Origin of the sequence: Patiriisocius sp. Uisw_047 (genome assembly GCF_047730165.1) — a bacterium.
Lineage (GTDB): Bacteria > Bacteroidota > Bacteroidia > Flavobacteriales > Flavobacteriaceae > Patiriisocius.
On the sequence record NZ_CP159834.1, the window covers coordinates 1,908,702 to 1,923,180 of the forward strand.

Genomic DNA, 14,479 nt, shown 5'->3' on the forward strand with positions numbered 1-14,479 from the left:
AGAGATGCCTTATCGAGACGGAAGCTGGACGATTCGACAATTAGTGCATCATATAGCAGATTCTCATAACCATTGCTATAATCGTCTCCGTTGGACGCTCTCAGAAAACACGCCCCTGATTAAAGCGTATGATCAAAATGCGTATGCAATACTGGAAGACTATACGACGATGCCCATTGCTTGGAGTCTCAATCACATTGAAGTACTACATCAAAAATTGACGTATATTTTTGACAGCTTAAAAAAAGAGGATTGGAAAAGGGCGTATATCCATCCAGAAACCAACAGTGAAGTAAGCCTTTCAGAGATGGCATTAACCTATGCTTGGCATAGTATGCATCATTTAGCACATATTAAAAATGGGATAGCGTAGCTAAGTTGAGGGGGCTAAAGCGTGGTTATTTCCACTTAATGTTGCAACCTATACTTGGTTTTTGATCTTTAAGTTGCGACGTGTTGTTTAGAATTCTGTCCATCGCTTCGCGCAGATCTCTTCCATTTACTGGAATTCCATTACCAGGACGGGAGTTGTCTAATTGCCCTCTATATACAAGCTTTAACTCTTCGTCAAAGAGATAAAAGTCTGGAGTACACGCGGCATCGTATGCTTTTGCTACTTCTTGAGTTTCGTCAAATAAATAAGGGAAAGCATAGTTTTCTTCACGTGCTACCTGCCACATTTTTTCTGGTCCATCATCTGGGTATGCTATGGCGTCATTGCTGCTAATGGCAACAAAACCAAAACCAGTAACGCGATAATCATTACACAAACGTACCAGCTCTTCATTTACATGTTTCACAAAAGGACAATGATTACAGATAAACATAATCACCGTTCCTTTTTTACCTTGAATGCTCGATAAGGACTCAGGATTCTTAGTCACTGCATCGATTAAAGTAAAATCTGGAGCTTGCGTTCCTAGTGGTAACATAGAAGAAGGTGTACGTGACATATGTTTTGAAGTATTAAGATTGAAGATGCTAACAGATATGTCGCAAATGTGCTACTTTAGTTACAAATTTACAATCTATGGAGATTAACTGGAACGAATTTACGAAAATAGATATGCGTGTAGGAACGATTATAGAAGTGAATAATTTTCCAGAAGCACGAAATCCCGCCTATCAGCTTCATATTGACTTCGGAAATGTGCTAGGCATTAAAAAGACCTCAGCACAAGTAACTGCCCTTTATAAGAAAGAAGAATTAATGGGCCGCCAAATCGTCGCTGTTGTAAATTTTCCGAAGAAACAAATCGCCTCTTTTATGAGTGAATGCCTCGTATTAGGAGCAGTAGATGGTAAAGATGTCACCCTGTTGCATCCTGGGTTGCAGGTGGAGAATGGGTTGAAGGTTTCTTAGTGTATCTAGATGAATTCAAAATTCATCCCCACGTCACACGGAGCGCAGTCGAAGTACCAAGACTGAACGTAGTTGAATAGTAAAATAAAAAAAGGCGTCCAAGATAACGGACGCCTTTTTCTGTATAAGTATTTGTAGACTACAACTTATCTGCCGTAATTCTAACCTCACGATTCGATAGTTCCCAAGCGGTGTGAAAAATAAGTCGTGTTCTTTTTTCCATAAGCTCGTACTCAATTTTGTCTGGTGTGTCAGAGATTTTATGGTAATCTGCGTGTACGCCATTAAAATAAAAGATCACAGGAATATCGTTTTTAGCAAAGTTATAATGATCACTTCTATAATAGAAACGATTAGGATCGTTTTCATCATTAAACTTGTAATCTAATTCTAAGTCACTGCTGTATTTTGCTGCTACGGCTTCAGATACATCATGAAGTTCTTGGCTTAGCTTGTCACTCCCTATTAAGTAAATGTAATTAGGCGTATCCGCTTTGTCAGGGTCTATACGTCCTATCATATCTGTGTTTAAGTTAGCTACCGTGTTTGCTAAAGGGAATAGTGGGTTGTCTGTATAATAAGCAGAACCGTATAAACCTAACTCTTCTCCAGTAACGTGTAGGAACAAGATAGAACGTTTAGGTCCTTTTCCATCTTTCACTGCTTGTTGGAAAGCCTCTGCCATCTCAAGTAACGCTACGGTACCAGAACCATCGTCATCAGCACCATTAAAAACGTTTCCTTCATCATCCATCCCTACGTGGTCTAAATGGGCAGATAGTATGATCAATTCATCAGGAAATTCGCTTCCTTCAATATAGGCAACTATGTTTTCAGAATCTTTTGCATCTTTTACTCTTTTAAAGTAAGAGGCAGGTACTGGTTGATAATAATTTAAGTCTTCTATTGGTGAAGGAATATTTTGGTCTTGATAGAAATTACGAAGATATTCCGCTGCCATTTTTTGCCCTTTACTTCCAGTCATTCTTCCCTCCATAGCATCACCTGCATAAATGTACAAATGCTTTTTTAGGTCTTTTGCTGTAATAGAACTAGCATATTTTTCAGAAACATCTCCTGTTTCCTGACTATTGGTTTTTGTTGCATTACAAGCATTCAATACTACTGCAATGGTAATAAGTGTTATGTATTTCATTGTTTTAAAATTTCAGAAGGTAAATATACAAAGTCTTTAAAGTCAAGAACTCATTTTTATAAATTAATTATGAAGGCTTCTAATGCCTAAAAACAAGCATTTAGTATCTTTGTTAAAATTTATTTTACGATGCATATAGAACAAATTTATACAGGATGCTTATCTCAAGGAGCGTATTACATAGAGAGTGACGGCGAAGGTGCAATCATTGATCCTTTGCGTGAATCAAAACCTTATCACTCCAGATTACAACGTGATAGCGCTACCTTAAAGTATATTTTTGAAACACATTTTCATGCAGACTTTGTGAGTGGTCATGTGTCACTGTCAAAAGAAACGGGTGCCCCTATTATATATGGTCCAACGGCAAACCCAAGTTTTGAGGCCATCATTGCCACAGATGGTCAAGTATTTAAAATAGGAAAAATAACGATTACTGCCTTACATACTCCAGGTCATACTATGGAGAGTACGACCTATTTATTAAAGGATGAAAACGGAAAAGATCATTGCATCTTTAGTGGAGATACCCTCTTTTTAGGAGATGTGGGGCGTCCAGATCTTGCTCAAAAGGGAGAAGATATTACGCAAGAAGACCTGGCTGGAATTTTATTTGACAGCTTAAGAAATAAATTAATGCCGCTTGCAGATGACGTTATTGTATACCCTGCACACGGAGCTGGTTCTGCCTGTGGTAAGCATATGATGAAAGAAACTGTAGATACATTAGGCAACCAGAAGAAGATGAATTATGCGCTTAGAGCAGATATGACAAAAGAAGAGTTTGTGGCAGAAGTTACAGACGGATTGTTGCCGCCACCAGTCTATTTTCCGCTCAATGTAAAAATGAATAAAGAAGGATATGAATCTCTCGATACCATCATAAAGAAAGGAACTAGAAAACTTAATCCTGACCAATTTGAAAAAACAGCTACAAACATTGGCGCAGTAATGCTAGACGTGCGCAATCAAAAAGATTTTATGGAAGCCCACATTCCTAATGCTATATTTATTGGTATTGATGGTGGTTTTGCTCCTTGGGTAGGTGCAATGATAGGAGATACAGAGCAGGCTATTTTATTAATCACACCAGAAGGAAGAGAAGAAGAAGCTATCACACGATTATCTCGCGTTGGTTTTGATAATACCTTAGGTTTTCTAGAAGGAGGAATAGCTGCCTGGAAAAAGGCAGGTAAAGAAGTGGCAAGTATGGAATCTATTTCTGCAGAAACTTTAAAGACTAAAATAAGTGAAGATGCATTAGTCTTTGACGTGCGTAAAGATGGCGAATATGAAAACGCCCATATCCCGAGTGCAAAACACACTTCACTAGAAATAATAAATAGTCACCTAGACGCATTTCCGGAGGACGAACCTTTTTACGTGCACTGCGCCGGTGGTTATCGTTCTGTAATTGCAGCCTCTGTTCTAAAGGCGCGTGGCATACACAATGTGATTGATGTTGCTGGTGGCTTTAAAGCTATAAAAGAAGCAGGCATTGAAATAGAATCGTAATTATATACTATTAGAAAAAGCCCGATGTAGATGCCCTATATCGGGCTTTTTCTATCTGGCTATTAAATAATTAGTCTCAAATATTTGCTGTGTTTTCTAAAATTTTGACTTGAGTTTCCACTAGCTATAGGAGTCTCATTTAGGCCTCTTATTTTTTTGTCTAATTCGTTTGTAAATTGACCTCTCTGCAGGGCTTTACGCTGTAAAAAGGTTTTTAACTGACCATGCTCTGCACCTGTGATTGCCTTCGTAAAACGTCTCTATGTCATAGTTTTTCTCTAGCAACTCTTGTAAATTGTTTACTAATGCTTTATGAATATTTTTTTTGTTTGTTCTAATGAAGGTTCCATTTTATTTATGTTTCAAAGTGATACCTTAAAAGTGCTAAGGGCATGTAGTCTAGATAGGTGTAGAAATGCGAATTAATATCTAATTAACAAGTACTGTTGACGAATTCATTAATTAATAAAATTGATTTTTTTTTAAGAATCAATAACAATAAATTAACAAATCAAAGGTTTTATTGCTGGTGTAGCCGCACCTACAAATTCCAAAAAGTATTTGTTTCTTTAAAACACTATCTCATGAAAAATGTATTTTTTGTTATGTCTTTATTACTTTGCTTACACACTTTTGCGCAGCAAGGAACCGCTTTTGGCTTGAAGGGCGGACTCAACTACAACAGTAATGGTGATTTTACCAGTGAGGTACAAGTACAGAATGCAACTAAAAGCGTAGGGTTTCACCTTGGTGTTTATGGAAAGCTCGATGCTGGTCCTATTTATATACGGCCAGAACTTGTGTACACAAGAACGTCAAGTGAATACAAGGTGGAAAATCTAATCATTTCAAAACTAGATGTTCCAGTTTTAGTTGGTCTTGATATTTCGGGACCACTTAGTGTGTTTGCTGGACCAGATTTTCAGTACATCCTTTCTAATGACTTCGGAAGTGTGAGCATCGAGGATCCTGAAAACCAATGTACCGTTGGTGCTCAGTTTGGACTGGCACTTAACTTTGAATTTTTTGGGATAGATATTCGTTATGAACGAGGTCTTTCAGAAAATGAAGCGCTGCTCACGGGCGTACCCGGCAGTAGAATAGATACCAGACCAGATCAGATTATTCTAGGTCTGTCTGTGAAGTTGTAATAATTAAAATTCCTTCTCATAAAATGTTGTGGCATCTATGATCAACAGATCTAGAGATGCCATTTCTTTTTTCTGTCTGCTTATATCCCAACCTAAGGCTTCAGTGAATGCCAGGAGCATAAGCGATTTGTATTGCATCACACTGGCAATATGAAAATACAAACGGCCCGTGCGTCTTACAAAAAAGTCTGCTAATGAATTGATCTGCTCAAAATGCAAGCAGAACCAGAACTCTGCAAGGATCAATGTTTCCTCAGTAATTTTATCACCTTGTTTCACAGCCCTGTCAATTATGGTGTCCGCTTGCTTGCCATAGGTAGTCACTAAATGCCATCCATAAAAAGGCAATGCAACTCCTAATGTATCAAGTTTTGCGTTTATCTTTTTTTGATACAGAAGCACATCACTTAGATCCGTTAGGCTAGGTTGCGTAAGTGGGATTTTTCGGGTAGTAGATCTTGGTAAGCTTCCGCGGTGTTTCTTTTTTAAGGTGCTAATAACTTTTTCATTCACGCGTTGTGCCATCTTGCGATATCCTGTTAGCTTACCGCCAGCGATGGAGATCAATCCACTTTCTGAAACAAATATTTCATCCTTTCTAGAAAGCTCTGAAGGCGCCTTGTCATCTTCATGAATAAGGGGTCGTAAGCCCGCCCAGCTAGATTCTATATCCTTTTCTGTTAAGGTGATTCCTTCAAAGGTGCTATTTATGGCGTCTAGTAAATAGTCAACGTCGTCCTTTGTAGTGACAACACGTTCTAGAGAGCTGTCATAAGCCGTATCTGTAGTCCCCACGTATGTGACACGTCCGCGTGGGATCGCAAAAATCATTCGGCCATCTGGGGTGTCAAAATAGATGGATTGTTTTACGGGTAATTTTTCAAACGGAAACACAAGATGCACGCCTTTTGTTAGATACAAATGCTTATGGTTTAAGGGTCCGTCTTTTTTCCGAAGAATATCCACCCAAGGTCCTGCGGCAGAAACCAATCTTTTTGAGTGTATAGAAAAGGATTCATTCGTATTGTGATCTTTACAAACCACCCCTTTTACCTTGCCTTTTTCGCTGTAGACATAATCTGTCATTTCGCAATAGTTAATTATTTCTGCGCCATGAGTTGCTGCTGTTTTTAGAAGTTCTATCGTCAGGCGGGCATCATCGGTCCTGTATTCAGAATAATAGCCGCCACCTAATAAGGTGTCTTTAGTGAGCAGTGGTTCTTTTTCTAAGGTCTCGTTTTTGTCGAGCATCTTACGTCTATCATCGCCTTCAACATTTGCTAAGACATCATATACTTTAAGACCAATACTCGTCATCAAAGCGCCGTAATTACCATCCTTTGTTAATGGCAATAGCATCTTTTCTGGGATCACTAAGTGAGGAGCAAGACTGTGCACAATGGCACGTTCGCGACCAGATTCTTTAACCAACCCTATTTCTAACTGTATTAAATAGCGCAGCCCTCCGTGAATGAGTTTTGTCGATTTATTACTTGTCCCAGAAGCAAAATCATTTTTTTCTACGAGACAGACTTGCATTCCGCGGGCTGCTGCGTCAAGGGCAATGCCGGCACCAGTGACGCCACCCCCAATTATGATGAGGTCAAACTTAGTTTTTTGAATACGCTTTAATTGTGTCCTGCGATTCAAGACAGAAAAGGTGGGTTTTTCGCTCATTTTTCTATGTTGTAAGGGTGCGCTTGATAGCCTGTTTCCATCCCAAGTATTTCCGTTGGCGCGTTTCCGAAGTCATTTTGGGTACGTAGATGGTTGCTGTTTTTCTCAAGTTTGGTAAGTCTGTTTCTTTCCAGATTCCTGCTTTTAGTCCTGCTAATAATGCAGCGCCTAACGCGGTTACCTCAATCATTTCTGGTTTGTCCACGGGCACGTTCAGCATATCTGCCTGAAACTGCATCAAGTAGCTGTTATTGCTCGCGCCACCGTCTACTTGTAATTTTGTGAGCTCCATATCTCCGTCTTCCTGCATCGCTTCCAGTACGTCTTTAGTCTGAAATGCTAAGGCCTCAATAGTCGCTTTTATAATTTCATTTTTGCCGGTGTCCAGTGTTAAACCATACATCGCTCCCTTTGCTTCAGAATCCCAATAAGGAGCTCCAAGTCCAGCAAAAGCGGGCACTACATACACGTCTTCTAGGGGTGGAATGCTTTTGCAAATGGCTTCTGTTTCTTGTGCTGTATTGATAATTTGCAGTTGGTCACGGAGCCATTGAATAGAAGCACCGCCCACAAAAATGCTTCCTTCAAGGGCATACTGAGGGGCTTGATTAGGTAAGCTGCAAGCAATCGTAGTGAGCAATCCGTTTTTTGAGGTGATAAATTCTTCTCCCGTATGTAATAACATAAAGCAACCCGTGCCATAGGTGTTTTTTGCAATTCCAGGCGCGGTTCCACCTTGACCAAAAAGTGCTGCTTGCTGATCTCCAGCCACGCCATAAATAGGAATCGTAGTGGTATTGTGAGTGATGTCTCCAAAGTGTGAGCAAGAGGGCTGCACGCTAGGCATCATCTTTTTTGGGATATTAAATATGTCTAACAAGTGCGTGTCCCAGCAGTGTTCTTTACAGTTATATAGCATCGTTCTAGATGCATTTGTCACATCTGTAACGTGATTTTTACCGTCTGTAAATTTATAGATTAACCACGAATCAATGGTGCCAAAAAGGAGTTGACCTGCTTCGGCTTTTTCTTTTGCACCTTCCACATTGTTTAAAATCCAATGGAGCTTGGTAGCTGAGAAATAGGAGTCAATGACCAGGCCGGTATTATTTTTCACATAGTCTTCGTGGCCTTTTTCTTTTAACTCTTTGCAATAAGATTTTGTCCTATTATCAAGCCACACAATCGCGTTATATATAGGAATCCCTGTTTTTTTATCCCAAACTACAGTGGTCTCTCGTTGGTTTGTAATTCCAATTACTCCAATTTCTTCTTCGGAAATGTTCGTTTTTTGCAGCACTTCTTCAAAGGTACTTTTTTGGGCCTCATAGATTTCGATGGGGTCGTGCTCTACCCATCCAGATTGTGGGTATAGTTGCTTGAGTTCTTTTTGCGCGATAGCTACGATTTTACCAGCTTTGTTGAATAAGATTGTTCTCGTACTAGTGGTACCTTGGTCAAATGCAATGATGTAGTTAGATTTCATAACGATGCGTTCTACTACAAAATTAGCGTATTCTATTTTATTATGCACGCATAGTAATTAGTATTATTTCATTAGTGTAGCACACTATTGGTCTGAGCGAATCAAACGAAGTGACTGGTATTATTATATAAATAATGTGTGTTACTGTATCTCGATAATTAAAGCAAGATAATTGTGTGTGCTCTAATTAGTGTTAGTTGCCATTTTTTCTGTCGCTTATGGAGTCCTTGTGCTTATGCTTGTTTTTCTAATGCCCAAAAAACTTGTTTTTTGTAAATTCGCTCAAAATTCTAATGTATATTTAGAGACAAATAAAATTGATTATGACAAAGAAAGCTGCAGAAACCGCTTCGTTTATGGTGCGATTTAACCAAAAGATTTACGAGGACAAAGGAGAGTCTAAAGTGCAATGGCGTGGTAAAGTGAGCCACGTGCAGGGAGGAGAAGACATGAGTTTTTCTGACTTTAATGATGCAGTTAACTTTATACAAGAACGCCTGGCAGAGTTGACCCTGGAGGCTACAAAAGATAAAACAAACGCAGAGCAAGAAGGTATTTTACACAAAAGTTTTTCTTTATTTAAATCTGTGGCAGCGACTGGAAATAAGGTGCTGATGGATACGATTAAGGATCCTAAAAAACAAGTGGCGCATTTTCAGGATCAACTCAGTGATCTTGGAGAAGAGATGTGGGAGAAAGTACCTATTGACCAATGGCGTACTGCCTCTAAGTCTGACTTTCAAGATATAAAACACGCTATTAGCACATTGACAAAATCTGTGGCAATGCTTACTAAGAAGGTGGATGCCTTGAGTACAGAAATTGCTATAGCTACTACTCCTGTAAAGAAAGCCACTCTAAAAAAACCAACAGTAAAGAAGCCAGCTAGCGCGGTCAAGAAAACGGCAGCGAAAGCAAAGACTACTAAATCAGCTAAAAAATAAGAATAGTTGATGTCAGCACTCACAGAAAAATTTACATCATATCAAAAATTCCATACGGAGGCGCCTATACGATTTCAGACCTTAGGGAGTTTTATCTTGTGGCGTGATGGTGAGAAAGTGAATTCAAAAGAATGGGGGAGGGACAAAACCCTGCAACTTATTCAATATTTTATTTCCTACCGTCAACGACACGCCTTGCATAAAGAGCGTGTGATGGAGCATTTATGGGAAGAAGGAGATGATCGTGATTTTAAGGTAGCACTTCACGGAGTGAATAAAGCCTTAGAGCCAGATAGACCTTCTCGTACAGAACCTATATATGTGCAGCGACAAGGCATCACTTATCAATTAGACTTAGAAAAAGTCTGGATAGACGTAGAAGCTGTAGAGCAGTATATTGCCTTAGGGAACGAAGCGCTCAACAAAGAGGAGCCGCTTGCAAAAAAGGCTTATAAAGCTGCAATAGATTTATATCAAGGAATGTATTTGCCTACGCGCATTTTTGAAGATTGGTCAACAGAAGAACGCGAGAAGATCCAGATTCTCATTTTAGGGGCTTATGTTACACTAGCAGAACTTATAATAGAAGAAAACCCAATGGAAAGCGTTCGCCTTGCCCAGCACGCGATTGCTATAGATGCTACTTGGGAAGACGCATACCGCATACAGATGAAAGCCTATATCAAAAAAGGCAACCGCCCACACGCTATCAAAGCCTATCAAAAATGTGCAGATGTGTTGGAGGAAGAATATGGGATAGATCCTTTGCCAGAGACCAAAGCACTTTTAAAGGAGATTGAGGGGAGGTAGTTATTGGTAATGAGTGCGCTGTGAACAGTAAATACAAGGCTTTTCAATTTCAACCATTATTTTTACTTTCCATACTCCATACTCCATACTCCATACTCAACACTCCATATTCCTAAATCACATCCCTAACAATTTACATTTCAAGGTCATTTAAAAAAAAATATTTTTTTTGCGTAGCTTAACCCTTATGTATACAGGGTTCTATTTATTTATTTTTCAAACAGCACTTTATTGTAACTCAGCTGTAACTCGTTGATCGTACGTTTGCATCGTAAATATTTAGAGAACCATTTAATAGAGGTTTTTATTTGCAACTGAGCTGTAACTCGGCGATCGTATGTTTGCAGTATCAAATTAAAATAACATTAATAAATATATATTATGGCAACTACGAAAACAAAAAAAGCAAATGCAACTATTATCGAAACTGCAACTGGAAAGGTATTAGGATTGGTAACTAAAGTAAATGACTTCGCTTTAATCAAAACAGAAAAAGCAGTAGTATCTTCTTTTGAAATGGCTGAAAAGTGTATCGGTTTTTCTGGAAAAATAATGAAGAAAGGACTACAGGTTTCTGCATCACAACAAGATATGTTTTTTGACGTACTTGGAAACATCAAGAAAAAAGTAGTAAAAAAATAAGGGTAATCCCTTGGCAAACAAGATTGCAACTCATCTGTAACTCGCAGATTGTATGTTTGCAGCAACAAAAATAAATAAGAAGAATTTTAAAAGATATATTATGACAACGAAAGCAAAAGCAACAGTACAAAAAGTAAATAAAGGTTTGGTGAATGCTTCAATGGCAGCAATCAATACAACAGTAGCAAACGGTGAAAAATGGCAAAAACTAACTAAGAAGCTATTAAAGAAGTCTGAGCCAGTTCGCAAGAAGCAAATGAATATGGTTTTTGAAACTGCAACTGCAGTAAAGACGCAAGCAACTACAGGTGCAGAAAGAATGATGGATCTAGTAGGATATGACGCATCTGTGATTGATAAGGCAATGAGTTTTGTAACTAAAAATCCAGTAAGCAAAAAGGTAATGAACGTTGCTGGTGAGGTTGCAGATAAAGTAAGCAAGAACCCAGTAGTAAAGAAAGTAGAAAAGACTACAGACGGTATCAAAAAAATGAGCATCGCAAAATACAATGATGTAAAAGAAGATGTACTTGAGCAAGCGTCAAAGATTCTTAAAAAAGGAGAAGCGCTTGTAGAAGAGGCTAAAGAGCCGAAGAAAACTACAAAACAAACAAAAGCAAAAGGAGCTTCTAAGGTAAAAGCAACTAAAAAAACAACGGCTAAAAAAGCAACTACAGTTCGAAAAACGACAGCTAAGAAAGTAGCGACTGTTGAGAAAGTAGCAAAAAAAGTAGTTAAAGAAATCAAGAACGAAGGAACTGAAAAAGTGGCTGACGTGCTTGTTGAAGGGAAGAAGAAAGTTGCTGCTGTGAAAAAAGAAACTGTAAAAGCAGTGAACAATGACGCGCAAGATGACCTTAAAATAATTCACGGTATTGGACCAAAATTAGAAAAGGTGTTTAATAAAAATGGAATTAACAAATATGCAGATCTTGCAAAAGCGGATATGACTCTAGTTGAGAAAATTCTTGACGAAGCAGGACCTATCTTCAAAAATACAGATACTGCAGACTGGAAAAAACAAGCTGAGGTAGGTGCTGAGAATGGTGTAGAAGCACTTAAAACTTGGGTTGCTCGTTACAGAAGCGTACAGGAAACTAAGGCTTAATTAGTAGAACATCGTTTTTTTTAGAAAAGTAATTAAAAATACAAGATGAAAAAAAGTACAAAAAAAGTAGCACCAAAAGGAATCATTAATAAAGCAGTAAAGACTACAAAAAATGTAGTTGGAAATGCAAATGAGTATGCACTGAACACGACAGAGACTGTTGTTAACGGAGGTATAGAGATCACTGCACAATGGCAAACAGTAACAGAAAAAGCAATTAACGGAGGTCTTAAATTGGCTTCTGCGCAACAAGATTTAATTTTTGATGCACTTACTTCTGTGAAAAAGCAATACAAGGACAGTAAAAAAAGAGTTGCCAAGCTTGTGGCATAAGAAGATTTTAGTTTAATAGTTTGATTAAGACCGGGTTGCATCATAAGATGTTACCCGGTTTTTTTATTATCGTTCATAGCTTTTGAATGCGGTGTTAATTCCTTAAATTTACGTATTATGCGTGCATAGTAAATAATGTTCAGATCCTTGGTGTGCTCTTTTATATTCACTCCATATTTTCACTCTTGAAATGTTAAAGATTCACTAGATGTGCTGCTTACATTGATTTTGATTTAAGCAGATCATTTATTATTTGCGTATTTTTGTACTAGAAATAGCAATGGCAAAAAAGAAGAGAATTACAGCATCTGAAATCATCGATATTTATATGGATGAAGTCGTTCGATTGAAAGGGAAACCTACTGATATCGTATCGTTCGCAATGAATCATAATTTCAACGAAGACGATTTTTATGAGCATTACGAGAGTTTTGTGGCCTTAGACCAAGCTATTTTTAAAATTCTTTTTGACACTTCTGTAGCGACGCTAGCAGAGAGCCCAGATTTTGTTTCCTTTAGCAGAAAAGACAAGCTGTTGAGTTTATTCTATACTTTCTTTGAAAACTTAACGCTCAATCGAGACTTTGTAATTCATATTGTGGGCAGCTACGGAAACCAATTAAAAGCATTATCGCTGTTCTCTGATATGAAAATTAGTTTTTCAAATTTTATGGGGATGTTAAATTTTGAAACCATCAACCTGAACATCGAGTCTGTAGGAAACCTGCAAAAGACATCGATCACAGAAGGAGCGTGGATTCAACTCTTACTCACTTTAAAATTCTGGATGACCGATACGTCTAAAGACCTGCAGAAGACAGATATTTTTATAGAAAAATCGATCAATACAAGTATCGAATTACTCAACACCCAATCATTTCATAATATACTAGATCTAGGAAAGTTCTTATATAATGAAAAATTTAAACCATAACAATACTATTGAAAACTGCAAAAAATATCCCATTATCAAAAATTCATCGTGCATCAAAGTTGGTGTCAACAGGTGCAAAAGTGGGAGTAAATTATTTAAAATATTATGGCGACAAAATAGTTAACTCTGAGGTAGAAGCAAAAGAACGCCTCCATGAGAACAACGCTACAGATATTTATGACAGTCTAAAAACACTCAAAGGGAGCGCCTTAAAGGTTGCGCAAATGATGAGTATGGAGAAAAATATAATGCCCAAGGCATTTGTAGAAAAATTCTCTTTGTCTCAATTCTCCGTTCCACCATTGTCGGCTCCTTTGGTTTTAAAAACATTTAAGAAATCTTTCGGAAAATTTCCAGATCAGCTTTTTGACACCTTTAATACGGCGGCAACAAATGCGGCAAGTATTGGGCAGGTACATCGTGCAGAAAAAGACGGGAAAATACTCGCAGTAAAAATACAATATCCAGGTGTGGCAGATAGCGTGCAGAGTGATCTGTCCATTGTAAAACCTATTGCGATGAAGATGTTCAACATCAAAGGAGAACATTCTGAACAGTTTTTTAAAGAAGTAGAAGATAAATTATTAGAAGAGACAGACTATATTTTAGAGTTGGCTCAAAGTCAAGAAGTAGTCGAAAAATGTGCTCATATACCGCATATAAAGTTTCCGAAGTATTACCCAGAATATTCTTCAAACCAGATTATCACGATGGACTGGATGAAGGGGATTCACCTTTCAGAGTTTACACAAATAAATACAGATCAAGCGGCTTCAGATAAACTGGGGCAGGCCTTGTGGGATTTTTTCATGTATCAAATGCACGTGTTACGTAAGGTGCACGCAGACCCGCATCCTGGTAATTTTTTAGTTTCTGAAGAGAAGGAGTTAATCGCCCTAGATTTTGGTTGTATGAAAGAAATTCCAACGGAGTTTTACGAGCCATACTACCAGTTGTTCAAGCGAGATGTAATTAATGATGAAGCATCTTTTGAGAAAAACCTATTGGCACTAGAAGTGCTTCGTGAAGATGATAGTGCAGAAGATTTGGTGTTTTTCAAAAATATGTTTCGTGAAGTGTTAGATTTATTTACTACGCCTTTTCAATACGATACATTCAACTTTAGTGACGCTACTTTTTTTGATGAAATATCAAAGCTTGGAGAGCGCTATATGAAAAACACAAACATCAGAAAGTTAAATGGAAACAGAGGATCGCGACATATTGTGTATATGAACCGAACCTTCTTTGGGCTTTTTAGTTTAATGTTTGACTTAAAAGCAAACAATGTGAAGATTGATAATTACAAGAAGTATTTGAAATAAGATTAGCGATTCCCGTCTTCGCGGGAATGGACAAA

At 38.0% G+C, this 14,479-nt stretch carries 15 protein-coding genes; 11 read left to right on the forward strand and 4 right to left on the reverse strand.

Features of this window, described 5'->3' with window-relative positions:
- Positions 1-4 precede the first annotated feature (4 nt).
- Entirely contained in the window at positions 5-373 is a 369-nt protein-coding gene (locus ABXT71_RS08410; protein ID WP_415370884.1) for a DinB family protein, read from the forward strand.
- A gap of 25 nt (positions 374-398) precedes the next feature.
- Here ABXT71_RS08410 and ABXT71_RS08415 read toward each other — a convergent pair whose 3' ends face one another.
- Positions 399-953 carry a thioredoxin family protein gene (locus tag ABXT71_RS08415; RefSeq protein WP_415370885.1) on the reverse strand — a complete coding sequence of 185 codons (555 nt, stop codon included), beginning with the start codon at positions 951-953 and terminating at the stop codon, positions 399-401.
- A gap of 77 nt (positions 954-1,030) precedes the next feature.
- Between ABXT71_RS08415 and ABXT71_RS08420 the strand changes: the two genes are divergently transcribed.
- Positions 1,031-1,363 carry a tRNA-binding protein gene (locus tag ABXT71_RS08420; protein ID WP_415370886.1) on the forward strand — a complete coding sequence of 111 codons (333 nt, stop codon included), beginning with the start codon at positions 1,031-1,033 and terminating at the stop codon, positions 1,361-1,363.
- A 139-nt stretch (positions 1,364-1,502) separates the two neighbouring features.
- Here the strand turns inward: ABXT71_RS08420 and ABXT71_RS08425 are convergent, their stop codons facing one another.
- Complete coding sequence (locus ABXT71_RS08425) at positions 1,503-2,519, reverse strand: M28 family metallopeptidase (protein ID WP_415370887.1); 1,017 nt, start codon at positions 2,517-2,519, stop codon at positions 1,503-1,505.
- A 129-nt stretch (positions 2,520-2,648) separates the two neighbouring features.
- On the opposite strand from ABXT71_RS08425, the gene ABXT71_RS08430 reads away from it, so the two are divergent.
- Positions 2,649-4,034, forward strand: coding sequence for an MBL fold metallo-hydrolase (locus tag ABXT71_RS08430; protein ID WP_415370888.1), 1,386 nt, complete (start codon positions 2,649-2,651; stop codon positions 4,032-4,034).
- A 584-nt stretch (positions 4,035-4,618) separates the two neighbouring features.
- Positions 4,619-5,185, forward strand: a complete 567-nt coding sequence (locus ABXT71_RS08435; protein ID WP_415370889.1) for an outer membrane beta-barrel protein — start codon at positions 4,619-4,621, stop codon at positions 5,183-5,185.
- Positions 5,186-5,188: 3 nt separating this feature from the next.
- Here ABXT71_RS08435 and ABXT71_RS08440 read toward each other — a convergent pair whose 3' ends face one another.
- Together ABXT71_RS08440 and glpK are read right to left on the reverse strand one after the other, a co-directional pair.
- Positions 5,189-6,862, reverse strand: a complete 1,674-nt coding sequence (locus ABXT71_RS08440) for an FAD-dependent oxidoreductase (protein ID WP_415370890.1) — start codon at positions 6,860-6,862, stop codon at positions 5,189-5,191.
- Between the two features lie 4 nt (positions 6,863-6,866).
- A complete protein-coding gene (gene glpK, locus ABXT71_RS08445) occupies positions 6,867-8,348 on the reverse strand; it encodes a glycerol kinase GlpK (protein ID WP_415370891.1) in 1,482 nt (493 codons plus the stop codon).
- A gap of 323 nt (positions 8,349-8,671) precedes the next feature.
- Between glpK and ABXT71_RS08450 the strand changes: the two genes are divergently transcribed.
- The 7 genes from ABXT71_RS08450 (at position 8,672) to ABXT71_RS08480 (ending at position 14,444) form a co-directional block, all read left to right on the forward strand.
- Positions 8,672-9,292 (forward strand): hypothetical protein, encoded by a 621-nt coding sequence (locus tag ABXT71_RS08450; RefSeq protein WP_415370892.1) that lies wholly within the window; start codon positions 8,672-8,674, stop codon positions 9,290-9,292.
- Positions 9,293-9,301: 9 nt separating this feature from the next.
- On the forward strand, positions 9,302-10,102 hold the full coding sequence (locus ABXT71_RS08455) for an AfsR/SARP family transcriptional regulator (protein ID WP_415370893.1): 801 nt from the start codon (positions 9,302-9,304) through the stop codon (positions 10,100-10,102).
- A gap of 381 nt (positions 10,103-10,483) precedes the next feature.
- Entirely contained in the window at positions 10,484-10,744 is a 261-nt protein-coding gene (locus ABXT71_RS08460; protein WP_415370894.1) for a hypothetical protein, read from the forward strand.
- A gap of 100 nt (positions 10,745-10,844) precedes the next feature.
- Complete coding sequence (locus ABXT71_RS08465) at positions 10,845-11,852, forward strand: hypothetical protein (RefSeq protein WP_415370895.1); 1,008 nt, start codon at positions 10,845-10,847, stop codon at positions 11,850-11,852.
- Positions 11,853-11,897: 45 nt separating this feature from the next.
- Complete coding sequence (locus ABXT71_RS08470) at positions 11,898-12,185, forward strand: hypothetical protein (protein WP_415370896.1); 288 nt, start codon at positions 11,898-11,900, stop codon at positions 12,183-12,185.
- Positions 12,186-12,465: 280 nt separating this feature from the next.
- Positions 12,466-13,119: a TetR family transcriptional regulator C-terminal domain-containing protein gene (locus tag ABXT71_RS08475; protein ID WP_415370897.1), complete on the forward strand. Its 654-nt coding sequence runs from the start codon at positions 12,466-12,468 to the stop codon at positions 13,117-13,119.
- A gap of 8 nt (positions 13,120-13,127) precedes the next feature.
- A complete protein-coding gene (locus tag ABXT71_RS08480; protein ID WP_415370898.1) occupies positions 13,128-14,444 on the forward strand; it encodes an ABC1 kinase family protein in 1,317 nt (438 codons plus the stop codon).
- Positions 14,445-14,479 lie beyond the last annotated feature (35 nt).